A 23,339-nucleotide genomic window follows, 5' to 3' on the forward strand; every position below is an offset into this window, starting at 1 on the left:
CGTTCCATGACCGAACCCGTCGAGCATCACGCGCCCGAGCGCCCCGACCCCATCCTCGTCGTCGACATATGCGACCGGGGCCTGATCATGGCCGGACTGCCGACCTACAGCGACCTCGCCGAGCGGCTGAAGGTCTGGGAGGGTACAGCCGCTGCGCGCCTGGAGGCAGCTACTCTCGGTACCGCCATCGCGGAGACCCGCCGGCTGCGCACGGCCCACGGCATTGTGGGAACCCAGATCGGCGCAGCCATGGCGGCGTTTGCCGTCGGCGATGCGCAGGCGGGCATGAACATCCTCAACCACGCCAAGGAATTCTGCGACCACCACGCGGTGCAGGAGACCGCTCAGCCGCAGCCCGAGAACGTAGTGCTGCTCGCCGCCCATCGCGTCCAGTGCGTCGCCGCCGATCTCGGGAGGCTGTGATGCGGGCACAAGCTATCCCCGACCGCCAGATCGACGACCTCGCCCGCCGCGCCCAGGCGCTGGCTCTGCGCTACGACCGGACCCGGCGCGACGCCGCGCGCATCGGCGTGCAGCCCGAGAACCGGGACACCTTCCGCCGCGTCACCGAAATCGACGAGGACGCCGAGACCATCGCCGATCTGGAGCGCCTGGTCGCGCAGGTCCGCCGGTGCGGCCTTGGCTCGGATGCACGCCCCGCTCCGGTGCTGAACCTGGTGCCAAAAGTCCCGCCGGCATCGGAATCGCGGACGAGCCCATGGCGCGGCTGGCTCGCGATGGTCCGCCCGGCCCGCCGCACCGCGTCCGAGGTAGCGTGATGGCGACCGGGCCCGCCGTCACTAACCACGAGCGCGAGCGGATGCGTGGGATGCGCGCCCGCGGGATGTCTCTCTCGGCCATCGGTGCCGAGTTCGGCCGCTCCGGGCGGTGCGTCCTCGAGCACACGCGGGACATTTCGGCCAACTGCCGGCGCGGCAAGCCCGGCATGGATGACGCTGCGAAAACACGGATGCTCGCCGCTCACGCTGCCGGCGTCGGCAAAGACGACCTCGCCCGGCGTTTCGGCCTCTCGCCGACCAGCGTCCATCCTACCCTCAACCGTCTGCGAAAGCTGCAGCAGGGAGCCTCCGCATGACCTGCGAAGGCAACATCCATCACGCCCGGGTTTCACTGCAGCAGTGTGGTCGGCTTGGCGCAACTGTCGACCGGGGCGAGAGGCATGTTGTAGCCTTCATCGGCGTTAGCCTCGAACCACGCCCCTATAGCTTCATCAGTGCGCCAAATCACCTTACAGAGCTGAGCTCTATCAAGGCCCATTGGGTACAGAATGAACTCGCTGGGCACTCCGCTCGTATTGAGCATGATCAGGTGAGCCCCGAGGTCCGTAGCCTTGTGGATGACGCAGCCTTTGAAGGTATGCTCGTCGATCGCGATGAAGGCGAACGTACCTTCACTTCCTGCTTCAATATCCGCAAACGCCGACGCCATTCGGAGGCCTCATCAGACAGAAATATGGACCCAAGTCCGGTCTGTAATCTGACGGGCAAATCGCTAACGAATCACCAAAAACATCAACTCTCGTGCGAACATTTCCCCATAGGGGATATGTCCTTTCTCTGCGTCAACACGGGCACGCGGGCAGTCTACGCCCTGTACGCCGTCTCTAGGACCGGCAGCGAGAGCAGGCGATGATTGAGACGATACCCCACTCCGTCGCTAAGCTGACGATGGCCGGCTACAGCCAGACCCTCACCTGCGCGGGCTCCGCACTCCGGAAGGGGCCTGGACGCCAGGGTTGTTACCGCCAGCCCCGCATCTCGGGTGCCTTGCTACTCGTGCCGGTGCTTCTCTTCCTCGGCTTCCGTGCCAGGCCGGTCGCTCGGTCCCTCGGGCGTCTCCCGTACCGTGCCGTGATCGGCGTCGCGCGGGGATACGGCCGCTCCGCCCTCGTCAGGCTTGGGGTGCTGCTCACGTTCCCCCCGCGCCTGGTCGTAGGTCGTCTCGGGCAGGTTCTGATTCGAAGCGCTCAGGTTGGACATGCATCGCTCTCCGGTTGCGCGGGCAACGCACTGGGGGAGGGGACGGTTCGGATGGGTTTCTGGGAGTACGCCTCCGGCACTGACCGCGCTTGGGCGAAGGAGGCCGTGTAGATGCCATCCGCTTACATGACTCGCGCTACCCTCGCTGCCGAGCTGCAGATCGGGGAAAGTACCGTCGATGAGATGGTGCGCCGGGGCGTGCTGCCCCGCCCGGTGCGGCTGTCCTCCGGATGCGTCCGATGGCGTTGGGCGTCCGTGGACCACGCCCTCTCTTCCATGGAAGGCGGAGAGAACGATCCGATTGCGGTTGATGCCCAGGCAGGAGTGAGACGTGCCCTTGAAGCGGCGAAAGCGGGCGGCAACCGTCGACCTGCCTAAGGGCGTCCACCACGTGAAGACGGGTGGGCGCGAGTATTTCTACTGGTCTCCCGGGCGCGGGACGCCATACGCTGCCCAGCCCGTTCGCTTGCCCGACGATCCGACGGATCCGAAATTCTGGATTGCCCTCCGCGAGGCGCAGGGCATCGGTGGCGCCGTGATGGTCAAGACGTTCGGGGACGTCCTCGACCTCTACCTCGACTCGCCGCAGTTTAAGGGAAAAGGTGAAGGCACCCGCTCGCTCTACCTGCGCCAGATCAAGATCGCGCGGGCTGGCTTCGGTACGACGCCGGCCGAGCAGATGCGGGCCAGCATGATCCGTGGCGTCGTCGACGGGCTGGCCGACAGGCCCGGGGCCGGGAACAACTTCCTCAGCAGCATGCGCGCGGTGTCATCGTGGGGAGTGGTTCGGGATCACCTCGTTGCGTCGATCACCGAGGGCATTGAGCCCTATGCGAGCCAGGGCGGCCACAAACCCTGGACGGACGCTCAGATTCAGGCTGCGCAGAAGCAGCTCACGGGCGCCGTGCGCCGCGGCGTGTTCCTGATGATCTTCACCGGACAGCGGGGCTCGGACGTGGTCCGCATCGGACCCACAGACGTCGACGAAAACGGTTTCCGGCTGGCGCAGCAGAAGACCAAACGTGAGGTCTGGTGCCCGATCGTGCCGGAGCTGGCGAAGGAGATGGAGGGGTGGGAGAGGGTGCCTGGACCATTCGTCCGACAGGCTTCCGGTCGCCCGTTCACGCGCAAGCTGTTCTCGAAGCACTTCGACGAACAGCGCAAGGATATTACGGCGCTGAAGGGGGTGACCCTGCACGGCTTGAGAGCGACGGCTGTCATTCGGCTACGTCGGGCCGGCCTGAGCACGGCGCAAATCCAGGACGTGATTGGTATGTCGCTCGCCATGATCGAGCGATACGCGCGCTTCGCCGACCGGAAGGCGAGCGGGCAGGCAGCTATCCTGCGGCTCTCGGATGTGACCCAAAAATTGAGTCGTTGAGTATTGAGCTTCCCAAAGCTTTTTCGCCCCAGCAGTTATATTTTACGCTTGGAGATTTCATTTAGGGTTCGTTTCCGCCGCATCTCAGCCTCTCGGAAGGTCCGCTTCCCGGAGCGTGATGGAAGATGACCTACGACTGGCGTGGGTGGAAAGCGGCCACTCACATCGACTTTACGGGGCCGCTCAGCATCGGCCTTCAAACTATCAGTTCGCCTTGCCACGGCGTTCAGAACCACCGATGCGCGAAAGCTCCCGTCCGATCTCAAAGAGGAGCATGTCGCTCATCTGGTGCAGCACCGAATGCGGGAGCTCGTGGATGGCCTCACGAGCGGCGAGGCAGTGCTCGGCCGCGCGTTCCAACGGAGAGGTAAGGACAGGGGCAGCCGCCTCCTGCTTCATTTGGGTGATGTCGACAAGAATGCCGGTGCCCCGGGTCGGACGGCCTTCGCGATCGTGGGTGAAGCGGCCACGATCCAGCACCCAACGGGTTACGCCGTCGGCAGAGCAGACGCGGTATTCCAGGGTGCAAGAAAGGCCGTCCTCAACGCTCCTGGCGATCGTCTGAGTGGCCCGCTCCCGATCATCGGGGTGGATGCCGGCTAGGAAGGCCTTTAGGGGAGCACCTGTCTCTGCCGCCAAGGGGTCTAGGTTGAACACCAGGGCCACGAGCGCGTCCGCGTATGCTCGGTCGTTGATTACGTCGTACTCCCACCGGCCGATCGTCTCAGATGCATCAAGGGCATCCTGCAAGAGGATCTGAGCAGCCGCTTCGGCGTATGGCGTACGTTGCCCCATTGCGCCCCCCGCGATTGAGCGTGCTAACCATCATTTGGTATTAGCTGACTTCGCACTTCGGTAGAAGATTTCAATCCCCCGAATCCCGCGGTTCTATCGTTTCCGTACGTAATGATGCATAAATGTAATGTTTTGTGACTCCGTGTAATTCGAGCGCAAACCAACCGACCTGAGAGGCTAGCGATGGGGCGTAAGTTGACTGCCCTCGAGGAGATCCAGACCTCACCCACGGATCCCGACGCAGATAGACAACAAGGCCGACCCTGGCACCAGCAGGAGCTCCTCGAGCGGATCGCGTACACACTCGGGATCGCCACCGCGCAGCTCAGCGAGGCCCCCACCCCCCCGAATGCAGTCGGACCCGCGACGGACAGAGCGCGGCAAGGCGAATGCATCCTAACCCAGCAATGCACAGACCTGGTCAGGGCTTTCGTCGAGATCGAGGATCCTCAGGACCGCCTGCGCTGCCTTCAAATCGTCCGCGACGCCGCCGGGGTGAAATCGTCACGGTCGGATCGCTAGTGCGATCCGACCGTTTGAAGGACGCCAGCTTCCCTTACCATTAGGCACCGTCCTCTTCCCACTCGACCCGGTCGTAGAGCGCACGGACGTGTCCCGACCCGACTCCGAGGTTTTGGTTCCGGCGGACGGCGGCAGTGGTGATCCGGTGCGCGCGGTGATCGATAAAAAGCCGGCGGGCATTTAGATTGCGCGCGATAGGCTCGCGCAAATGTGAGATAGCTTCTCCCTAGGCTCGTCGGAGGCCTTCAAGCCCGAGCGAGTGCTACGGCACCTTGATTTTCGAGACCCGCGGCTGATGTCGCTGCGCGATGCAGGATCGTTGAAGCGCGTCCGTCTCGCGACGAGCGCCACGCCCAGCGCTGCCGTCGGCGACAGATCGGCCTGATCAGTTCCGGCGACGTCGGTCCTGCCCCAAAGGAGATGTTGATGAACGAGATGACGACTGACAAGACTAATACCGAATCGTACCCGATGGAGGGCAAGTGCCCGTTCGGAGGTGACCGTATCGGCGGGGCCTTCGGCAGCCGCCCGGCGCTGGAGAACTGGTATCCGCACCGTCTGAGGGTCGAGCTCCTTCATCACAACGGGCTCGCGGCCGATCCGCTTGGGCCCGATTTCGACTACGCCAGCGCCTTCGCCACCATCGACCTCGACGCGCTTAAGGGGGACATCAAGCAGTTCCTGACCTCGTCGGTGGCGTGGTGGCCGTCCGATTACAGCAATTACGGCCCGCAGATGATCCGCATGGCCTGGCACTCGGCCGGAACCTATCGCATCGCGGATGGGCGGGGCGGCGCTGGCACCGGGATGCAGCGTTTCGCGCCGATCTCAAGTTGGTGGGATAACGGCAACACCGACAAGTCTCGCCGCCTCCTGCAGCCGATCAAGCACAAGTATGGTAACGCCCTGTCCTGGGCCGACCTGATGGTGCTTACCGGCAACTGCGCCCTGGAGATCATGGGCCTGCCGACCTACGGATTCGCCGGGGGGCGCTTGGATGCCTGGGAAGCGGACGACGCCACCTACTGGGGTCCCGAGGTCGTCGAGATGGGCTCGGTGTCGAGCTTCGACGAGATGGTTAACCGCGACCAGCGCTGGCGCGGCAAGAACGGCGACGCCGACTACGACCTGGAGAACCCGCTCGCCGCTTCCCACCAGGCGCTGATCTACGTGAATCCCGAGGGTCCCTACGCCAACGGCGATCCGCAGGGCTCGGCCAACGACATCCGGGTGACCTTCACTCGCATGGCCATGAACAACGAGGAGACCGTGGCGCTGATCGCCGGCGGCCACGCCTTCGGCAAAAGCCACGGCATGACCCCCGCCAAGGAGATCGGACCGCCGCCGGAAATGGCGCCGATGGAGGCGATGGGGCTCGGCTGGCACAACCCGAAGGGCGCAGGCTCGGGCAAGGACACGATGACCAACGGCATCGAGGGCAGCTGGACCTCCAATCCCACGCAATGGGACAATGACTACCTGGAGAACCTCTTCAAATTCGAGTGGGAGCAGACCAAGAGCCCGGCCGGAGCCCTGCAGTGGACCCCGAAGGATCCGAATGCGCCCAAAACCCCCGACGCCCACGTCGCGGGCCAGATGCATCCCCTCATGATGATGACGTCCGACATCGCCCTGAAGGTCGATCCTGAGTACCGCAAGGTCTGCGAGAAGTTCCTCAACGATTTCGACGCCTTCACGCAGGCCTTCTCCAAGGCGTGGTACAAGCTTACCCACCGCGATATGGGCCCGAAGCATCGCTACCTCGGTCCGGAGGTAACTATCGAGAACGGCCTGCTCTGGCAGGACCCGATCCCCGATGCCGCCTACGCCCCGGTGGGCGAGGCCGAGGTCACCGCCCTCAAACAGGCGATCCTGGCCAAGGGCCTCTCGGTCTCGGATCTCGCCTTCACGGCCTTCTCGGCGGCCGCGACCTACCGCGACAGCGACAAGCGCGGCGGCGCCAACGGCGGCCGCCTCGCCCTCGCCCCGCAGAAGGATTGGGCCGTCAACCGCCGGGCCGCGCCCGTCGTCGCGGCGCTCCGCGGGGTCATGGCAGCGTTCAATGGCGGGCGCACCGACGGCAAGCAGGTCTCGCTGGCCGACCTCATCGTGCTCGCCGGCTGTGCCGCCGTGGAAAAGGCCGCCCGGGACGCCGGGGTCGAGACCACCGTTCCGTTCACGCCCGGCCGGGTCGACACCACGCAGGCGCTGACCGACGTCGAGATGTTCACCTGGCTCAAGCCCGTGGCGGACGGCTTCCGCAACTACGTCGACGACGGGTTCGGGGCGATGGCGCACAGCCTGTCGCCGGAGGAGCTGTTCCTCGACAAGGCCAACCTGCTGACGCTGACCGCACCGGAATGGGTGGTGCTGACCGGCGGCTTGCGGGCCCTGAACGCCAATCACGATGGCTCGAACCGGGGCATCTTCACCGACCGGGTCGGCCTGCTGACGACGGACTTCTTCCGCAACCTGACCGACACCAATCTGGTCTGGGAGAAGACCGACCCGGCCGGGACGGCGTTCATCCTCAAGGACCGCGACAGCGGGCAGGCGAAATTCGCGGCCACGCGCCACGATCTCGTCTTCGGATCGAACGCCCAGCTGCGCAACATCGCCGACGCCTATGCCGGCAGCGACGGCCAGGGCCGGTTCGTGACGGATTTCGTGCGGGTCTGGGACAAGGTGATGATGCTGGACCGGTACGACGTGAAGGGCCACCGGCGTTACGGACCTATGGCGGCTTAATCTACGGCGGCCGCGGCAGTCCGTATCCCCCTTCTCACCCTTCGGTGAGACGGGGGTCATCACGAGATGAATGCAGGTCAGCGCAAAGACGACGTGTAATCTGCCCAGCGCGGTCCGTCCGTCCGTGCGGTCGGACCGGAGTGGCCCATCGGGATCCCGTGTGCAGACAGCGATGAAGGCGTCCCAATAAACGGGTCCAGCTTCTGAATCTCCAAATGAACGTCCACTTATTCGCTTTCGCCTTAGGAAAGCAGCGTAGCCGCTTTCCACCCCTCATAGACGTCCATGACGAGTAGCAGTCAGCGGGTTTCTACGGGTGATCGTCCTGCACAGGGGCACCCCGCGAAAACAGCGCTTGTAAAAGAGCTGTAAAAAATCAGCCGAAAATTAAATGAAATCAATGACGAAGACGAATTCGCAGAGCTCGTCCTCGAGCGCCGGCAGGGCGCCGACATGGTGGACGCGGCCTTGCGCGTAGAGCACCGAGACCGGCTCGGCCCGCAGGTACTTTCCGCGGGTGGCCCGCACCGGGATCACCGGCACCGCGGGGTCCACCTGCGCCAGCACGGTGGTCACCATCTCGCCGCCCTGGTTGACCTCGACGACGAGGCCGTCGGCGGACAGGCGATGGTAGAGGGCGAGGGCCGCCCCGGCCCAGGCCTCGGGCGTCGCCCGCGCCAGGGTGGCGTCGGCGAGCACGTAGGCGTGGCCGGAGGCAGCGAGCCCGGCGGCGACGATCCCGCAGGCATCGGCCCCGGCCTTCGAGGTGGCGGGCGGGTCCACCGCCACGACGATGCGGCGCAGGTCCTCCGGGGGCCTCGCGACGCGGGTCGCTTCGAGGCGGTCGCGGGACCACAGGGCGTCGGCGCGGTCCTCGATGAGCTCGCCGTCGAGTTCCTGGCGCCCGAGGCGGGTGCCGGCATAGCGCCCGACCACGGCGTCGAGGAAGCGCGGCGCGAGGTTTTCGGCGTTGTCGGCCGTGCGCGAGCGGCTGATCACCGTCGCCGGGTCGGCGAGGATGCGGCGCAGGAGCGGGATCGGGCGCGGCGTGGTGGTGACGAGGCCGCGCGGGGCGTGGCCGAGCCGCAGGCCGAACTGGATCATGTCCCAGGCGGGTTCCGCGTAGCGCCACTTGGCGATCTCGTCGGACCACGCGGCGCCGAACTGGGGCCCGCGCAGGGAATCCGGTTCCTCGGCCGAGAAGGCGAGGCCGACGGCGCCGTTGGCCCAGTCGAGGCGTTTTCGCGAGGGCGACCAGCGCGGGCGCGGGCCGTTCAGGGCCAGCAGCCCCGACGGCCCTTCGATCATCACGTCGCGGACATCCGCGAAGGTCTCGCCGACGAGCGCGATGCGGCCGACGGGCCGGGCGGTGAAGGCCGGATCGCCCAGCGCCAGGGCGCGGACCCATTCGGCCCCCGTGCGGGTCTTTCCGGAGCCGCGTCCGCCCACCACCGCCCAGGTGGTCCAGTTTGTTTCGCGGCAGGCCGGGGACGGGCACGGCGGCAGCTGGTCGGCCCGCGCCGTGTGGAGCCAGTCACGGGCCAGGGCCCGGATCAGGTGCGGCGGCAGGCTCGCCAGGAAGGCCGGCATCCGGCCGCTCGCCCACGAACGCCGCATAGCGCTGCGCGATCTGCGCGCGCAGGGCCGGCAGGTCGGCGTCGCCGTCCTGGCTCTCACCGCGTGTCGCATGGGGCCCGCTCCTGAGGGACGCTTCGAGATCGTCGAGGAGGCGCTTGAGGCCGCCGAGGTCGCGCAGCACCCGAGCCGAGTCGAGGGCTGGGTTCGCGTCCTTCCCGGCTGCGTCCTTGAGGGCGGCGTCGAAGGCCGCGATCTGCCGGGCGATGTGGGCCAGGAGCCGGGTCCGCAGGATGGCGGGGCCGGGCGGCGCCTGGTCCGGGGCCGCGGGCAGGCCGCAGGCGGAGAACAGCGCCGGGGCCCTGCGCCGGGTCAGGCCGAGCACGGCGGCGAGGTCGTCGCGGGTGACGCCGTAGGCGCGGTCGATCCGCGCCAGGGCGGCGCAGCGCGCGGCCGTCCAGTCCGCCGGCGCGGTTTTCGCGATGGGTGGGCGCCAGGCCTCCTGGCGGCACCACTTGCGCAGGGTCGCGGCGTTGAGGTCCGTCTCGGCCGCGATCTCGGCGGCGGTCTTGTGGGTCTCGCGGAACAGCGCCTCGGCCCGCGCCTTCCGGGCGGGGTCGATGGGGATGAGGTTCATCGCCGCCGCCCCGTTCATCCGCAGTTCCCGACCGTGCCCTCCTGATACCCCGGGAGCGTCGCGGTGTCAATCATAAATTCCTATTTCTGGGACTTTGATCTCATGTGCTGTCGGCGCTGGGGCGTTCGCCGCACGGCGTCGGGGCGGCGGAGCCTGCGCTCCCCCGCCCCGACGCGAAACCGACGGGCCGTCGGACCTCAGAGACCCATCATCGCGTGGGAGGTGCCCAGGATGGTGAAGGCCAGGCCGCCCGCGAAGGCGCCGATCATGGCATAGGAAAAGCCCTTCAGAATCATCGATGTGTCCTGGGGAGTCCGGATCCGGGACGGGTGAAACTCGGGAACCCGGATCAGCACCGGTTGCCGCCCGAGGTCTGGCCGTACTGCATCACGGGGAAGTTCTGCTGGTTGGCGTTGCCCTCGGCGGCCGAGCTCATGGGACAGCCGCCGGTGACCGGCGTGCGGGCGGGCGCATAGACCGACCCCGTGGTCTCGACCTCGTGGGACAGGAAGCCGGTGTAGCGGCCCGTCCGCTCCTGGGCCGGGTTTCTCTCGAAGGCCAGGGCGGGCGAGAGCGAGGCGACGCCGAGGACGAGGGCGGTGGCGAGGGTGGCGAGGCGGGTCTTGGTCATGGTCGGGTGATCCTGTTCGGGGGGCGCCGGCGGTCGGGCTCGACCTGGGCCGGCGAAGGGGGGGCGATGTCGTCCGGGTCGATGTCGTCCGGAAGGTCCGTCGCCGCGCGGCCGGATCAGCAGCGGTTGCCGCCGGCGGTCTGGCCGTACTGCATCACCGGCCGGCTCTGCTGGTCGGCATTGCCCTCGGCGGCGGAGCTCATGGGGCAGCCGCCGTAGGCCGGGATGCGGGACGGGGCGGTGACCGTGCCCGTCGTTTCGACCTCGTGGGGGAGGAAGCCGGTGTAGCGGCCCTTCCGCTCCTGAGCCATGGCGGGCGAGAGCGACGCAACGCCAAGAACAAGTGCGGTGGCGAGGGCGGCAATGCGGGTCTTGGTCATGATTTGTTAAAACCTGTTCAGTGCGATCCGGTGGTTCGTCTCGCTCGTTGCTGTTGAATATGTAGATAGAGGCTTGCTTTCATTCTGGAGGTGTTTCCGCGCACGCGCCACCAGGGATTAAGTCCAAGCCTAGGAAAACCCGTTCGGCCTTGGGCGAAAGCGTCTGCGGCATGGGAGCCGCGACGGTGAAGCCCCGGTCGTCGATCGAACGCCCTCGACACGTGAGCGTACAGGTCGGGTTATAATCCCCCGATCCGGGTAAAAATTATCGTCACAGAGGCGTAATTCGCGGTCTCTACTGCGCTGCGCAGTCAGGCTCATCTTAAGAGATGCCTTGCCGGGACGGAGCCTTGCTTGGGCGATGCCTCCGTCATGCCGATTCCGGCCATCCGCAGGATGGGTTCGACCTCCGGCGCGGAGGTCGGCGGGAGCGGTGTGCCGCGACACAGGAAGGATGAGAGATGAGACAACGCCTCTTGGTGGCGGCGCTCGGATGGAGCGTCGCGGCGCTGTCGCCGGCGCAGGCCCAGACCGTCGCGGAGCTGCAGCGCCAGATCGACGAACTCAAGGCGATGATCCGGGCGCAGGCGGAATCCGGCCGCGGCGTGCGGGCGGCCCCGGCCCGGGTCGCGCATCGCGGCGATGCCGGCACCCGGCCGGCGGCGGGCCGGCCCGTCGAATCGGCCGTCGCCCCGCCGGCGGCGACGCGGGCCGCCCACCTGGACCGCCCCGCCTTCGCCATCGATCGCCCCGAGACTTGGTCCGAGACCTGGCCCGAGACCTGGATCGACGCGTGGCTGCCACCCCAGCCCCCGGCGGACGGCCCCAAGCCCGCCGGGACGCCGAAAACCTGGTTCGAGCGCCTGTCCCTGCGCGGCTACACCCAGATGCGCGTCAACGAGATCCTGTCGGGGGACGGCACCACGCCGAGCGGACAGTCGCGCCTGCGCTCCGTCCACGACGGCGGCATTTCCGAACGGGGCAACTTCACCTTCCGGCGGGTGCGCCTCGTCCTGCAGGGCGACATCCACGAGCGGGTGTTCATCTATCTCCAGCCGGATTTCGCCGTGAACGTCGCCAACCAGGCCGGCACCGAGCCGCGGGGCAACTACGCCCAGCTCCGCGACGCCTTCGCGGACGTGTTCCTCGACGACACGCGCCGGACCAAGATCCGCTTCGGCCAGCAGAAGGTGCCCTACGGCTGGGAGAACCTGCAATCCTCGCAGAACCGCCTCACCCTCGACCGCTCGGACGCCATCAACAGCGCCATTCCGGGCGAGCGCGACATCGGCATCACCGCCTACTACACGCCGGCCCACGTCCAGGGCCTCTGGGACCGCCTCGCCAAGGGCGGCCAGAAGCTGTTCGGCAATTACGGCGCCTTCGGCGTCGGGATCTACAACGGCCAGACCATCAACCGGACGGAGCGCAACGACGACCTCATGGTGGCCGGCATGGCGACCTGGCCGTTCGCCCTCGACGGCCTCGGCGCGGCGTTCGAGGGCCAGGTCCTCGAGGTCGGCGGCTCGGCCTACCGCAACCGGTTCCAGCCCGAGATCCGCACCGGCGGCGTGAGCCCGGCCGCGTTCAGCGATGCCCGCGTCGGCCTCCACGCCATCCTGTATCCGCAGCCGTTCGGCCTCCAGGCGGAGTGGAACTGGGGCCGCGGCCCGGAATTCGACGTGGTCACCCGGATGATCGAGGAGAAGCCGCTCAGCGGCGGCTACGTCCAGGCGATGTTCCGGGTCGACCACTCCCCCATCGGCCCGTTCATGCCCTACGCCCGCTGGCAGACCTATGGCGGCGGCTGGAAGGTGGCGACGAATGCGCCCCGCCTCGACACCGACGAGGTCGAGGTCGGCGTCGAGTTCCAGCCGATCAAGCCCCTCGAGATCACCCTGGCCTATGCCCGGATGAAGCGCCGGGAGGCCGACGAGCGCCGCCTCGGCCGGGCGGAAGGCCACCTGTTCCGCGGGCAGTTGCAGTGGAATTACTGAGGCCGCCCCGAGGGTGGGCGGGACCCCGACCCTTGACCTCGACCCTCGACCTCGACCCTTGACCCCGACCCTTGGGCGCGCCCCGGAAACCCGGTACCCTCCGGCGGAAAATCAGACCCCGCCGGAGGACGACCCCCCAATGAGCGACAGCCCGACTCCCAAGAGCGACAGCCCCGCACCCCTCACCGCCCACGGCGTGTTCGACGTCGCGGCGCACGCCGCCCGGCTCCCCGAGACCGCCGACACCATGGTGGCCGATCACCGCTTCACCGACGATCCGGCGGCGAGCGCCCGGGTGTTCCGAGTCTACCGGCCGACGCCGCCCCACAGCCACGCGTCCTGCGACGAGTACCTCTACGCCCTGTCGGGCCGCTGCCTGATGAAGTTCGCCGACGAGCCCGCCATCGAGGTCGGCCCCGGCACCCTGGTGTTCTTCAAGCGCGGGGTGGTCCACTCGGTGCCGGAGATCCTGGAGGAGCCGATGGTGTTCCTCTCCGTCGACACCCCCCGGCGCGAACCCCGCGACATCCGCTTCGTGACCGCCGGCACCGGCACGCCGGACAGCTTCATCCGCCAGGGGGACTGAGCGCCCCTCGGGACGACGCCCGCCGCGACCGCGCCTAACCGGCTGCCGTCGTCGGATGCGCACCGCGTCGACGGTGGTGCGGAGCCGCGGCTTCACGAGGCCTCGAACGTCGGGCGCGGCGTCCGCCGCCGCTGATCCCCGCGTGACGCGATCCGATCCGGCGGGATGGGGCAGGGCGCGCGAACGGCCCGTCATCATCGGTGTTCCGCCTCCTCCAGTCGTCGGTCGCGCTCCGAAAAGTTGCGGAAGATCATATTATGACGATGTTATTATTATACTAGTCTTCGACTGATAAATCATCCGCCCGGCCCATTGCAATGCTGGACAAAGCAGGCATTATATTTATGTCTCTCAGGGAGGATAGAAAAATGTTGCACCCCTTCAAGCTCCTGTGCGCCGGCGCCGTCATCGCCGGCGTCGCCCTCGTGCCCGTGCTCTCACACGCCCAGGGCGCCAAGCCGGAATCGAAGAGCGCCAAGGCCGACGCGAAGAAGACGGAGGCGGCCGTCGACGAGTTCGAGGAGAACCGCCGGGCGCACATGCAGAAGAGCAAGGAGAACAACGCCAGCAAGGGCGCCAACTGAGCCAAGGCGCCGACCGAGCGAGGGCGCCGACTGGGTCCGGCCTCGCGGGGGCCTGCCTCCGACACGCCATCGGGGCAGGCCTCGGACTTGCGCTGCCGATCGCTCCGCCATGCGACGATCGGTTCCCCTCGGACCCCGCGCGGATTTTCCGCAGCGCTGCGCGGGCTTCTCAATCGCCGCGCGGGCTTCTCAATCGCTGCGCGGGCTTCCGATCCCATCTCCGCCTCGGCCCCGTGAGGACGGGACCGCTCCGTGTCGACGGCCCGAGCCGCAGGGCGGCCGGGCGGTCGATGCGGCGCGTCGCTCCGACGGCGACCTTCGAGAAATCTACGGCGCCCTGTTGGCCTCGGCCGGCTTCGTGTCGGTCTTGATGTCGGTCTTGGCGTCCGTCTTGGCATCGCTCTTAGCGTCGGTCTTGGCCTTGCCGAGGTAGATGTACTCGGGCGCGGCGCGGAGCTGGTCCTTGTTGGTGTCGATGGTCGCCTTCAGGGTGGTGGTGTCGACGCGGGCGAGCTTGAGGGCGCTCGGGTCGATGGCGACGTACTTGGTGCCGATGCCGAGGAAGCCGCCGACGCCGACCACCCAGGACTTCACCGTGCTCTTCTCGTCGAGGACCACGTCGGCGATCTCGCCGATGGTCTCGTTGGCGCCGTTCTGGATCGTCAGGCCAACGAGCTTCGAGGTGACCATGTCGGTGGGGTTCTGCGCCACGAAGGTCGGGCGCAGGTCGTTGGCCAGGGTGGCGGGGGCGGCCGGGATCGGGGCCGTGCCGGGGGCGGTGGCCTCCGGCGCCTGGGCGAGGGCACTCAGGGTGCTCGCGGCGAGGAGGGCGGTTCCGAGCAACAGGCTGCGCATGGGGGCTGGTCTTTCCGAGGGCGATGCGGGTGATGGCCGGTGGGGCCGTCTCGGACGCTCAAGCTCGGGACCGCCCGATGGTTCCCCCCCCGCCCCCGATGGCCTCGCCTTTGGCGCGGGTCCCGGCACTTGGTGAGTCACTTGGCGAGTCACTTGGTGAGGCACCTGGGACGATCCGCGCGCGACAGGCCGGCCGTTTTCGCCCTAGATTCCGGACCGACCCTGCGCGGGGGCCCCGCGCCGCGCATCGACCGGGAGTCCCGCCATGCCGTCATCCCCCGTTTTCGGCCCCCTGGGCCGCCGCCACGCCCTGATCCTCCTCGGCGCGGCCCTGGCCGGCGGCACGCGGAGCGCCTTCGCCGGCGAGACCCGGGCCGGCGCCTTCACCTTCGAGAAGCCCGAGGGCGGCGGCCTCGCCCTGGCGGATCTCGCCGGCAAGCCGATCCTCGTCGTGAACACCGCCACCGCCTGCGGCTATGCCGGGCAGTTCGTCGGGCTCCAGGGCCTGTGGACCCGGTTCGGTGCCCGCGGCCTCACGGTGATCGCCGTGCCGTCGCCGGATTTCGGCAACCAGGAGCCCCTGGACGGCGTCGCCATCGCGGAAGCCGCCCGCAAGAATCACGGCGTCACCTTCCCCATCGTCGGCAAGACCCACGTGAAGGGCCCCGCCGCCCACCCGTTCTACCGCTGGGCGGCCGCGGAAAAGCCCGGCGCCACGCCGGGCTGGAACTTCCACAAGTACCTCGTCGGCCGCGACGGCAGCCTCGTCGGCGCCTATCCGCACAACACCGAGCCCAACGACCCCCGCATCGTCACGGCCATCGCGGGGGAATTGCCGGGGGCGTAGGGCGCGGGGTCGCCTCGGCCGTCCCTTCGTCGCAGGAGCACGCTAGCGCATCGGGATGTCGCGCGGCGGCCGCAGGTCCTCGCCGACGGCGCGGTCCCGCCGGGGTCGGGGCCGGTCGGCCTCGGGCGGGCGTGAGGGGTAATTGGAGGCGAACGGGTTCGGCGGCACGCCGTCCGGCGCGCGCGGGCGGCCCTGCGCCCCGGCCGGGGCGGCGGCCGGGATCGCGAGCACGAGGGTGAGGACCGTGAGGGCGGGCAGGCGCATGGGGACCTCGGGGGGACTTCGGAGGGGACTTCGGAGCACGGGGTTCGGGGCACGGGGTTCGGAGCCCGTCTGAATGACTCTTGGAGCCCATAGCCCGGCCGCCCATATGGGGCGAGGCCCCGAGGGGCATGGCACGGGAGACGCGGCATGAACTCTCTAACCTCGGACCCCCAGACCCTGGAGCCCCACACCTTCGAGCAGGACACGGTCACCTACGAGGTCCGGTTCACCCGCAGCCCCGAGGCCTGGATCGCCCGGATCCGCCGTGCCGGCGAGGCGACGGCGCAACTCGTCGCCTTCCCGCACGGGCGCGGCTACGACGCCGACGATGTCCGCGCCTCCCTCATCGCCGGCTGCGAGGCGGCGGTGCCGACCCTGCCCTGGGCCGGCGTGACCCGGCACTGAGGAAGACCCCGGTCCGGAGGGGGGAAACGCCGGATTCCGGGCCTGCACGTCACACGGTCGTCGCCTTGCTCCGGTGGTGATCGGATCGGGCCCCGGCCCGGGGCAGGCCGGACATTCGGACGGGATGCTCTCGCGGGGCGGCGATTCCGCCCTGGACGCGGCACCGGGCCTCCGGTCTTGAATGGCCGGGCACAGGGGGAGGGACGTCATGACGAGGACGCTGAAGGGCCTGAGGACGCTTGCGAGGTCGAAGGCGGGCGGGTCCGGCGCGCTCGCCCTCTGCCTGCTCCTGGCCCCGCTGCCCGCCGTCGCCCAGTCGGCCACCAACCTGAAGGCCCTGCGCGGCCTCGCGCCCGTCGGCACCCTCGCCGCCAGCCCGGAGGGGCGTGCGGCCCTCGACGCGAACCTCGCCGTCACGGGCGACATCCAGTCCGGCGCGGCCCGGCAGCCGCTCCTGCTGCCCCTCGCCGAGCAGCGCCAGCTCGCCCTGCGCGACGCCTTCATCACCGACGGCAACGCGACGGAGCTCGCCGACGGCCTCGGCAGCACCCTGGGCGGCCTCTACCAGGCCGGGGCGCGCTACGCCGACCCGGAGACCTTCACCAACGTGGCGCCGTCCGTCGCCGACCTCCTCGGCTACACCAACAACGTCGCCAAGTCGGATTCCAACGCGGGCAAGTACTTCTTCGCCAATGCCACCACCAACGGCAAGGCGCCCGTCTCGGACGCCGCGACGGCCATCCTGACGGACAGCGGCGGCGTGACCGACATATTCGGGCGGGCCTATGGGCGCGTGGCCGGGAGCCAGGGGGCCGACGCCTTCGGCAATGCGCGTCCGTTCCAGACCCTGCCGCAGCTGTTCGCCTATCGCGGGCCCGACTATTTCGGCCGCCCCTCCCACTCCCTGGACTGGCTGCACGGGCCGAACCAGAACCTGACCGACAGCCCGTCCTACCCGAGCGGGCATACGACCTACGGCTACACCGAGTCCGTGGTGCTCGGGATCCTGGTGCCGGAGCGCTACCAGCAGATGGTCGCCCGCGCCGCCGAGTACGGCAACAACCGCATCCTCGTGGGCGCGCACTATGCCATGGACGTCCTCGGCGGCCGCGCCGTGGCCCTGCACGCGGTGGCGCATCTGCTGGCCAACGATCCCGCCTATGTCGGCCAGGTCCGCCGCAATCCGGCGGTGGTCGACGAGATGAGCCGCGCCACCAACGCGGCGGTGGCCGTCCCCGACTACCGGGCCGCCCTCGGCGCCGCCCGCGCCGACCTCGCCGCCTTCCTGCGGGATGGCTGCGGCGGCGGGATCGCGGCCTGCGCCGGAGCCGATACCGGGCGCTTCCGCGACCCGGCGGCCAATGCGGCCCTCTATGCCGCCACGCAGACCTACGGGCTCCCCGTCGTCCATCCGCGGACCGCCGGCACGTCCGAGGATGTCGGTCGCCTCGCCCCGGAGGCGGGCCACCTCCTGACCGCCGCCTTTCCGGCGCTCGGCCTCGACGAGGCCAACGCGATCCTGACGGAGACGCAGGGGCCCGGCGGCGGCTTCCTCGACGACGGCTCGGAATTCGGCGTGTATGCGCGCCTGAACCTCTACGCGGCGGCCGGGAAGGCGGCGGAGGCGGCGCGCGCCAAGCCGGCGCCGCCCCGGCCCGCGCCCTGAGGCGCCGCCCCCGCGCCCGGAGGCGCGGGCACGGGTGTCGCGCGTCAGCGGATGCCGCCGCTCGCCGTGATCACCTCGCCGGTGAGCCAGCCGGCGGCGTCGGAGGCGAGGAAGGCGACCACCCCGGCGATGTCGTCGGGCTGGCCGGCACGGCCGAGGGGCGTCTGCGCGACCAGGCCGGCTTCCATGTCCGAGCCGACGACGCCGGCGGTGTGCGTCCCCTCGGTGACCACGAAGCCGGGGCTGACGACGTTGACCCGGATCTTGCGGGGGGCCAGCTCGTTGGCGAGGACGCCCGAGATCGCGTTCACGGCGCCCTTGGTCCCGGCATAGGCCGCCGCCGTCGGCGTGTGCACGTGGGTGATGGCCGACGAGATGTTGATGACGCTCCCGCCTTCCCCGAGGTGCTTCGCGGCCGCCTGGGTCGTCAGCAGGACGCCGAGCACGTTGATGTCGAAGAGGCGGCGGTAATGCGCCTCGGTGATCTCCTCGATCGCGGCGAATTCGTAGATTCCGGAATTGTTGACCAGCACGTCGAGGCGGCCGAACCGCTCCACCGCCGCCGCGATCAGGCCCTGCGCCTCGGCGGCCTTGGACACGTCGCCCCGGACCGCGATGGCCCGGCCCCCGGCGGCGGTGATGGACGCGACGACGGCGTCGGCCCCCGCCTTGCTCGACGCGTAGTTGACCACCACGGCCGCACCCTCCTTCGCCAGGGTCCTGGCGATGGCCGCCCCGATCCCCTTCGACGCGCCCGTCACCACGGCGACCTTGCCTTCGAGCTTCGACATGTGCGCTAACCTTCGACATGGGCGGGCCCCGGGACGGTCGCCTGATTCCCATAGTTCGAAAGTTCGGAACTATGGAAGCGCGGATCAAGCCCCCCTGTGAAGAAATCATGAGGCCCCTGTTCCATCCCGCCATCGAGGACGTCCGGCCCGAGGCGATCCTGCACGCCCTGTCGGACCCGAACCGCGCGGCGATCTTCGCCCGCATCATGCGCGCGGGCTGCGTCGAGGCCTGCTCGGCGGTGTCCGCCTTAGGCGATCGGGTGATCCCGAAATCGTCCCTGTCGAACCACTTCAAGGTGCTGCGCGACGCCGGCTTGATCCGCAGCGAGCGCCGCGGCGTCGAGATGCGGAATCATTCGCGCTGGATCGAGGTGGAGGCCCGGTTTCCCGGCCTGCTGGCGGCCATCGTCACGGCCTACGCGGCGGATGGCGGCGAGGCCGACCGCCCGCCGGGCCCGTAGGCGCCGGAGCGGCGAGGGCGGGTCCGAGGGCCGATCGAACGCCGCGGCGGCGTGCACCCACGGAACCTCCCGCCCTCCGCGCCGGTTCGCCCCCGACAGCACGAGGACCAACCCCATGTCGGACGTCACCTATCGCATCGTCGAGCACGACGGCGGCTACGCCTACAAGGTCGGCGACGTGTTCTCCGAAACCTTCCCCAGCCACGACGAGGCGCTTCAGGCGGCCCAGGCGGCGGCGGCCGAGCAGCAGGTGCCGGGCTCCACGGAGGGCATCCGCTACCAGGACGGCCAGGGCGCCTGGCACGACGAGACGGCGCAGGGCAACGACCGCCCCGTCGCCAAGGTCGTCGAGTAGGACCCGAACGGTCGTCGCATAGGACCAAAGGCCGGGGGGCCGGGATTTGCACCCGGCCCCCATCCGGTGCAAGGCGAAACGGCGCCCCCCGCCCCGGAGTTTCGCCGTGAATCCGCGTCAGCCCGACCACGCCATCGATCCCCTGTTCACCGAGCGCTGGTCGCCCCGCGCCTTCACCGGCGAGGCGGTGCCGGAATCCGAATTGCTCAGGATGTTCGAGGCCGCGCGCTGGGCGCCGTCCTCCTACAATTCCCAGCCGTGGCGCTTCCTCTACGCCCTGCGCGACACGCCCCACTGGGCGCCGTTCCTCGACCTGCTCGTGCCCGGCAACCGGACATGGGCCCAGGATGCCGGCGCGCTGGTGATCCTCGTGTCGAACACGCACATGAAGGTCGGCGACGTCCTGAAACCCACGCCGAGCCATTCCCTGGACACCGGCGCGGCCTCGGCCAACTTCCAGCTCCAGGCCATCCGCCAGGGCTGGCACGTCCACGGCATGGGCGGGTTCGACAAGCCCCGCGCCGCGACCCTGCTCGCCGTGCCGGACGGCAACCACGTGGAGGCCGCCTACGCCGTCGGCCGCGCCACTCCGCGCGACCAGCTGAGCGAGGAGCAGCGCGAGAAGGAGGTGCCGAACGGGCGCCGCCCCATCACCGACTTCATCCATGCCGGCGGTTTTCCGGGCCACAAGCTCTAGGCCGCGACGGTGCCGGCGCCCGCCTCCGATCCCGGCCTCTGCGCCGGCTTTGCCTGGGACATTCCCGCCCGGACCAACATGGGCGTGGAGGTCTGCGACGTCTGGGCCGCGCGCGACCCCGACCGCGTTGCGGTGATCGAGGTCACGGGGGCGGGGGTCGCCACCACCAGCTTCGGCACCCTGAAGGCCGAGTCCGACCGCCTCGCGGCGGCCCTGCGCGAACGGGGCGTGGTGCCCGGCGACCGGGTGGCGGTGCTGCTGCCGCAATCGGCGGCCGTGGTGGTGGCGCACGCCGCCGCCTACAAGCTCGGCGCCATCGCGCTGCCGCTGGCCGGCCTGTTCGGCCCCGAGGCCCTGGCCTACCGCCTCGCCGATTCCGGGGCGCGCGCGCTGATCACCGACGCGGCCGGCCTCGCCAAGGTCGCGCCCCTGCGGGCCGAATTGCCGGCCCTCGACCTGGTGGTGAATCGCGACGGCGCGGGCGAGGGGGCGCTGGCCTACGCCGACCTGCTGGCGGGCGCATCCGACGAAGGCTTCACCCCCGTCGAGACCGGGCCCGACGATCCGGCCCTGATGATCTACACCTCCGGCACCACCGGCCTCGCCAAGGGCGCGCTCCACGGCCACCGGGTGCTCCTCGGCCACATGCCGGGCTTCCTGATGATGCACGATTTCCCGCCCCGGCCCGGCGACCGCATGTGGACGCCGTCCGACTGGGCCTGGGCCGGCGGCCTCCTCAACGCGACCCTGCCGGCCCTGCGCCTCGGCGTGCCCGTGGTGGCGCAGCCGGCGGCGCGGTTCGAGCCCGAGGCCGCCTTCCGGCTCATGGCCGAGCAGGCCGTCACGGTGGCGTTCCTGCCGCCGACCGCGCTGCGGATGCTGCGCACGGTGCCGGACCCGCGCGGCCGCTTCGACCTCACGAAACTCCGCAACATCGCCTCGGCCGGCGAGGCCCTGGGGACGGAGACCTTCGAATGGGCGAAGGCCGAACTCGGCCTCACCATCGGCGAGGCCTATGGCCAGACCGAGTGCAACCTCGTCCTCGCCGCCTGCCCCTCCGCCGGCATCGCCCGGGCCGGCTCCACCGGGCGGCCCGTGCCCGGCCACCGGGTGATGATCCAGCGCCCCGACGGCACCGAGACCGACGCCGACGAGCCCGGCGAGATCGTGGTCGCCCGCCCCGACCCGGTGATGTTCCTGGAGTACTGGAACCAGCCGGAGGCGACGGCCAAGAAGTTCCGCGGCGACTGGATGCTCACCGGCGACACGGCCCGCCGCGACGCCGACGGCTACGTCCACTTCGTCGGCCGCGACGACGACCTCATCACCTCGGCGGCCTACCGCATCGGCCCCACCGAGATCGAGGATTGCCTCGGGCGCCACCCGGCCGTGGCCCTGGCGGCGGCGGTGGGACGGCCCGATCCCCTGCGCACGGAGATCGTGAAGGCCTACGTGGTCCTGCGCGACGGTTTCACCGCGTCCGACGCCCTGGCCGCCGAGATCCAGGCCTTCGTCCGCACCCGGCTCTCGGCCCACGAGTATCCGCGCGTGCTGGTGTTTCGCGATCACCTGCCGATGACGACCTCGGGCAAGATCATCCGCCGGCAGCTGCGCGACGAGGCCTGACCCGCGCGCGAAAACGGCCGCGGGTCTCCCCGCGGCCGTCCGGTGTCTTGTCGTGTGTGTCGCGCCAGACGACGATGCGGCGAACGCAGCGTCGTCTGCCCGCGCGACCGCGCGGCGGCGGGCGTCCGCCGAACGCCCTGATCCCGGCCATGGGCCGGGATCAGGGCCGCTTGGCAAAAATCAGCAGGCCGAGCCGCCGGCGGTCTGGCCGTACTGCATCACCGGGCGGGTCTGCTGGTTGGCGTTGCCGTCGGCGGCCGAGCTCGCCGGGCAGCCGAGATAGGTCGGGCCGCGCTCGTCGACGACCGTGTCCGTGGCCTCGATGCCGTAGGGTGCGTAGGACATGAAGCGCGACGGTCCGTCATAGGCCAAGGCCGGCGTCACGGCGGCGGCACCCAGGGCAAATGCGGCAACGAGGGTGGACAGACGCGTCTTCATTTGATGTCTTGGCTCCTTATTCAGAACAGACCCGATGTCCGTCCCGATTGTACTTGCTCAACCTGCTCAAGGGGGTCCGGTTCCGGCACCGTGTGCTGGAGCGCACATGGGCGGGGCGGCCTGTGCGGTCGTCTGAAAGACAGTCTTCATGGGATATCCGGTTCGTTGGTTCGCCCTGCGAACGACGGACTTCGCTCGGACGCCGGGCTGGCTTGCCGCGACGACGTCCGGCTGATCCGTTCGAGTCGTCTTGCCGAGGACTGGAAAACGCGCTGACGCGCGGGTCTTCGTTCTTGGAAAGGCGGGCGATCGCATAGGGCGTTTAGGACCTTGAGAACGCCCGCAACGCTTTGTCATCCCGGGGCCGCGCAGCGGATCCCGGGAACCAGAAACACCGGTTTTGCAAGGCTTTGCGCTGTCGGCGGCTCTAGATTCCGGGTTCGCCTGCGGCGCCCCGGAATGACACCGGAGGTCATCTGCGATTGCCCTGCCCCGCAGGCGGGGCGAGGGGATGCGCACCGCACCTCGTTTCTCGGGGATCGGCAAAGTCAGTCGAAGGATCGGATGGCTCTCGCATCACACCATCCCATCGCCCGCGTCCCGCCTTTGGCCGTGGGCCGCCGTGACCTTCTTCATGAGGTGGATGAGGGTGGCCTGCTCGGCGGGTGAGAGCGGCGCCAGCGTCAGGGCGTGGGCCTGCCGGGCCGCCCCCTCCATCCGCAGCAGCAGGGCGCAGCCCTCGGGGGTGAGGCGGCAATGCTGCGCGCGCCGATCGGCCGGGGACGGCGACCGCTCGACGAGGCCGCGCGCCTGCAGGCGCTTGAGGGCGCCCGTCGTCGTCGTGCGGTCCAGGGCGACCGCAAGGGCCAGGGTGGTCTGATCGGCCCCGTCGCGGGCCCGAAGCAGCGACAGCAGGCTGTATTGCAGGGGCGTGACGCGGAATGCGCCACACAGCTCCGAAAACAGGCTGACATGGATCTGATGCAGGCGCCGCATCAGGAATCCGGGGCGCTCGGCCAGGGGCCACGGCGCCGGACCGTCCGCGCCGTCCGCCCCGGCGTCCCCGCGCAGCCTTGCTCCGCCCTCGTCCATGCCCGT

General features: G+C 69.3%; 27 protein-coding genes. 15 read left to right on the forward strand and 12 right to left on the reverse strand.

What is annotated here, in order from left to right; genetic code table 11:
• Positions 1 to 6 precede the first annotated feature (6 nt).
• Genes ASF28_RS09125 through ASF28_RS09135 form a run of 3 tightly spaced genes read left to right on the forward strand, consistent with a single transcriptional unit; the run spans position 7 to position 1,096 of the window.
• Positions 7 to 423, forward strand: a complete 417-nt coding sequence (locus tag ASF28_RS09125) for a hypothetical protein (protein ID WP_056090479.1) — start codon at positions 7 to 9, stop codon at positions 421 to 423.
• The gene (locus ASF28_RS09130) at positions 423 to 779 is read left to right on the forward strand and encodes a hypothetical protein (protein ID WP_056090483.1); all 357 of its coding nucleotides are present in this window, start codon (positions 423 to 425) and stop codon (positions 777 to 779) included. The genes ASF28_RS09125 and ASF28_RS09130 overlap by 1 nt, the downstream gene beginning before the upstream one ends.
• Entirely contained in the window at positions 779 to 1,096 is a 318-nt protein-coding gene (locus ASF28_RS09135; RefSeq protein WP_056090485.1) for a hypothetical protein, read from the forward strand. Before ASF28_RS09130 ends, ASF28_RS09135 begins: the two co-directional genes overlap by 1 nt.
• Before the next feature lie 32 nt (positions 1,097 to 1,128).
• On the opposite strand, the gene ASF28_RS09140 is transcribed toward ASF28_RS09135, so the two are convergent.
• Positions 1,129 to 1,449, reverse strand: a complete 321-nt coding sequence (locus ASF28_RS09140; protein ID WP_056090488.1) for a hypothetical protein — start codon at positions 1,447 to 1,449, stop codon at positions 1,129 to 1,131.
• Between the two features lie 341 nt (positions 1,450 to 1,790).
• Positions 1,791 to 2,000 (reverse strand): hypothetical protein, encoded by a 210-nt coding sequence (locus ASF28_RS21640; protein WP_082476074.1) that lies wholly within the window; start codon positions 1,998 to 2,000, stop codon positions 1,791 to 1,793.
• A 331-nt stretch (positions 2,001 to 2,331) separates the two neighbouring features.
• On the opposite strand from ASF28_RS21640, the gene ASF28_RS09150 reads away from it, so the two are divergent.
• A complete protein-coding gene (locus ASF28_RS09150; RefSeq protein WP_056090493.1) occupies positions 2,332 to 3,381 on the forward strand; it encodes a tyrosine-type recombinase/integrase in 1,050 nt (349 codons plus the stop codon).
• 204 nt (positions 3,382 to 3,585) lie between these two features.
• On the opposite strand, the gene ASF28_RS09155 is transcribed toward ASF28_RS09150, so the two are convergent.
• On the reverse strand, positions 3,586 to 4,176 hold the full coding sequence (locus ASF28_RS09155; RefSeq protein WP_056090495.1) for a PAS domain-containing protein: 591 nt from the start codon (positions 4,174 to 4,176) through the stop codon (positions 3,586 to 3,588).
• Positions 4,177 to 5,124: 948 nt separating this feature from the next.
• Between ASF28_RS09155 and katG the strand changes: the two genes are divergently transcribed.
• Positions 5,125 to 7,446: a catalase/peroxidase HPI gene (gene katG, locus ASF28_RS09165; RefSeq protein ID WP_056090503.1), complete on the forward strand. Its 2,322-nt coding sequence runs from the start codon at positions 5,125 to 5,127 to the stop codon at positions 7,444 to 7,446.
• Positions 7,447 to 7,833: 387 nt separating this feature from the next.
• Here katG and ASF28_RS09170 read toward each other — a convergent pair whose 3' ends face one another.
• The 4 genes from ASF28_RS09170 to ASF28_RS09185 form a co-directional block, all read right to left on the reverse strand.
• Positions 7,834 to 9,036, reverse strand: a complete 1,203-nt coding sequence (locus tag ASF28_RS09170; protein ID WP_244474935.1) for a DNA-packaging protein — start codon at positions 9,034 to 9,036, stop codon at positions 7,834 to 7,836.
• Complete coding sequence (locus tag ASF28_RS09175; protein ID WP_244474936.1) at positions 8,981 to 9,676, reverse strand: hypothetical protein; 696 nt, start codon at positions 9,674 to 9,676, stop codon at positions 8,981 to 8,983. Before ASF28_RS09175 ends, ASF28_RS09170 begins: the two co-directional genes overlap by 56 nt.
• 331 nt (positions 9,677 to 10,007) lie before the next feature.
• Positions 10,008 to 10,289 (reverse strand): hypothetical protein, encoded by a 282-nt coding sequence (locus ASF28_RS09180; protein WP_056090505.1) that lies wholly within the window; start codon positions 10,287 to 10,289, stop codon positions 10,008 to 10,010.
• Positions 10,290 to 10,405: 116 nt separating this feature from the next.
• A complete protein-coding gene (locus ASF28_RS09185) occupies positions 10,406 to 10,669 on the reverse strand; it encodes a hypothetical protein (RefSeq protein ID WP_056090508.1) in 264 nt (87 codons plus the stop codon).
• Positions 10,670 to 11,130: 461 nt separating this feature from the next.
• Between ASF28_RS09185 and ASF28_RS09190 the strand changes: the two genes are divergently transcribed.
• The 3 genes from ASF28_RS09190 to ASF28_RS09200 all read left to right on the forward strand — a co-directional run bounded on the left by ASF28_RS09190 (position 11,131) and on the right by ASF28_RS09200 (position 13,836).
• Entirely contained in the window at positions 11,131 to 12,666 is a 1,536-nt protein-coding gene (locus ASF28_RS09190; RefSeq protein WP_056090510.1) for a porin, read from the forward strand.
• Positions 12,667 to 12,805: 139 nt separating this feature from the next.
• Positions 12,806 to 13,252 (forward strand): cupin domain-containing protein, encoded by a 447-nt coding sequence (locus ASF28_RS09195; RefSeq protein WP_056090513.1) that lies wholly within the window; start codon positions 12,806 to 12,808, stop codon positions 13,250 to 13,252.
• Between the two features lie 368 nt (positions 13,253 to 13,620).
• Positions 13,621 to 13,836, forward strand: coding sequence for a hypothetical protein (locus tag ASF28_RS09200; protein ID WP_056090515.1), 216 nt, complete (start codon positions 13,621 to 13,623; stop codon positions 13,834 to 13,836).
• Positions 13,837 to 14,163: 327 nt separating this feature from the next.
• Here the strand turns inward: ASF28_RS09200 and ASF28_RS09205 are convergent, their stop codons facing one another.
• Entirely contained in the window at positions 14,164 to 14,691 is a 528-nt protein-coding gene (locus tag ASF28_RS09205) for a PRC-barrel domain-containing protein (protein ID WP_056090518.1), read from the reverse strand.
• Positions 14,692 to 14,956: 265 nt separating this feature from the next.
• On the opposite strand from ASF28_RS09205, the gene ASF28_RS09210 reads away from it, so the two are divergent.
• Positions 14,957 to 15,538 carry a glutathione peroxidase gene (locus tag ASF28_RS09210; RefSeq protein WP_056090521.1) on the forward strand — a complete coding sequence of 194 codons (582 nt, stop codon included), beginning with the start codon at positions 14,957 to 14,959 and terminating at the stop codon, positions 15,536 to 15,538.
• A 42-nt stretch (positions 15,539 to 15,580) separates the two neighbouring features.
• On the opposite strand, the gene ASF28_RS09215 is transcribed toward ASF28_RS09210, so the two are convergent.
• Positions 15,581 to 15,802: a hypothetical protein gene (locus tag ASF28_RS09215; protein ID WP_056090525.1), complete on the reverse strand. Its 222-nt coding sequence runs from the start codon at positions 15,800 to 15,802 to the stop codon at positions 15,581 to 15,583.
• Between the two features lie 147 nt (positions 15,803 to 15,949).
• On the opposite strand from ASF28_RS09215, the gene ASF28_RS09220 reads away from it, so the two are divergent.
• Together ASF28_RS09220 and ASF28_RS09225 are read left to right on the forward strand one after the other, a co-directional pair.
• Entirely contained in the window at positions 15,950 to 16,207 is a 258-nt protein-coding gene (locus ASF28_RS09220) for a hypothetical protein (protein WP_244474937.1), read from the forward strand.
• 208 nt (positions 16,208 to 16,415) lie between these two features.
• The gene (locus tag ASF28_RS09225) at positions 16,416 to 17,873 is read left to right on the forward strand and encodes a phosphatase PAP2 family protein (protein WP_056090528.1); all 1,458 of its coding nucleotides are present in this window, start codon (positions 16,416 to 16,418) and stop codon (positions 17,871 to 17,873) included.
• Between the two features lie 44 nt (positions 17,874 to 17,917).
• Here ASF28_RS09225 and ASF28_RS09230 read toward each other — a convergent pair whose 3' ends face one another.
• A complete protein-coding gene (locus ASF28_RS09230; protein ID WP_056090531.1) occupies positions 17,918 to 18,664 on the reverse strand; it encodes a glucose 1-dehydrogenase in 747 nt (248 codons plus the stop codon).
• A gap of 107 nt (positions 18,665 to 18,771) precedes the next feature.
• On the opposite strand from ASF28_RS09230, the gene ASF28_RS09235 reads away from it, so the two are divergent.
• From ASF28_RS09235 to ASF28_RS09250, 4 genes are all read left to right on the forward strand, one after another.
• On the forward strand, positions 18,772 to 19,125 hold the full coding sequence (locus ASF28_RS09235) for an ArsR/SmtB family transcription factor (protein WP_056091508.1): 354 nt from the start codon (positions 18,772 to 18,774) through the stop codon (positions 19,123 to 19,125).
• Between the two features lie 115 nt (positions 19,126 to 19,240).
• Positions 19,241 to 19,480, forward strand: a complete 240-nt coding sequence (locus ASF28_RS09240; RefSeq protein ID WP_056090534.1) for a hypothetical protein — start codon at positions 19,241 to 19,243, stop codon at positions 19,478 to 19,480.
• 106 nt (positions 19,481 to 19,586) lie between these two features.
• Entirely contained in the window at positions 19,587 to 20,177 is a 591-nt protein-coding gene (locus ASF28_RS09245; protein ID WP_056090537.1) for a nitroreductase family protein, read from the forward strand.
• A 9-nt stretch (positions 20,178 to 20,186) separates the two neighbouring features.
• Positions 20,187 to 21,803: an AMP-binding protein gene (locus tag ASF28_RS09250; protein WP_056090541.1), complete on the forward strand. Its 1,617-nt coding sequence runs from the start codon at positions 20,187 to 20,189 to the stop codon at positions 21,801 to 21,803.
• A 180-nt stretch (positions 21,804 to 21,983) separates the two neighbouring features.
• Here the strand turns inward: ASF28_RS09250 and ASF28_RS09255 are convergent, their stop codons facing one another.
• Both ASF28_RS09255 and ASF28_RS09260 read right to left on the reverse strand, forming a co-directional pair.
• Positions 21,984 to 22,241 carry a hypothetical protein gene (locus ASF28_RS09255; RefSeq protein WP_056090543.1) on the reverse strand — a complete coding sequence of 86 codons (258 nt, stop codon included), beginning with the start codon at positions 22,239 to 22,241 and terminating at the stop codon, positions 21,984 to 21,986.
• Positions 22,242 to 22,817: 576 nt separating this feature from the next.
• Positions 22,818 to 23,333, reverse strand: coding sequence for a MarR family winged helix-turn-helix transcriptional regulator (locus ASF28_RS09260; RefSeq protein ID WP_082476076.1), 516 nt, complete (start codon positions 23,331 to 23,333; stop codon positions 22,818 to 22,820).
• Positions 23,334 to 23,339 lie beyond the last annotated feature (6 nt).

Origin of the sequence: Methylobacterium sp. Leaf99 (assembly GCF_001422375.1) — a bacterium.
Lineage (GTDB): Bacteria > Pseudomonadota > Alphaproteobacteria > Rhizobiales > Beijerinckiaceae > Methylobacterium.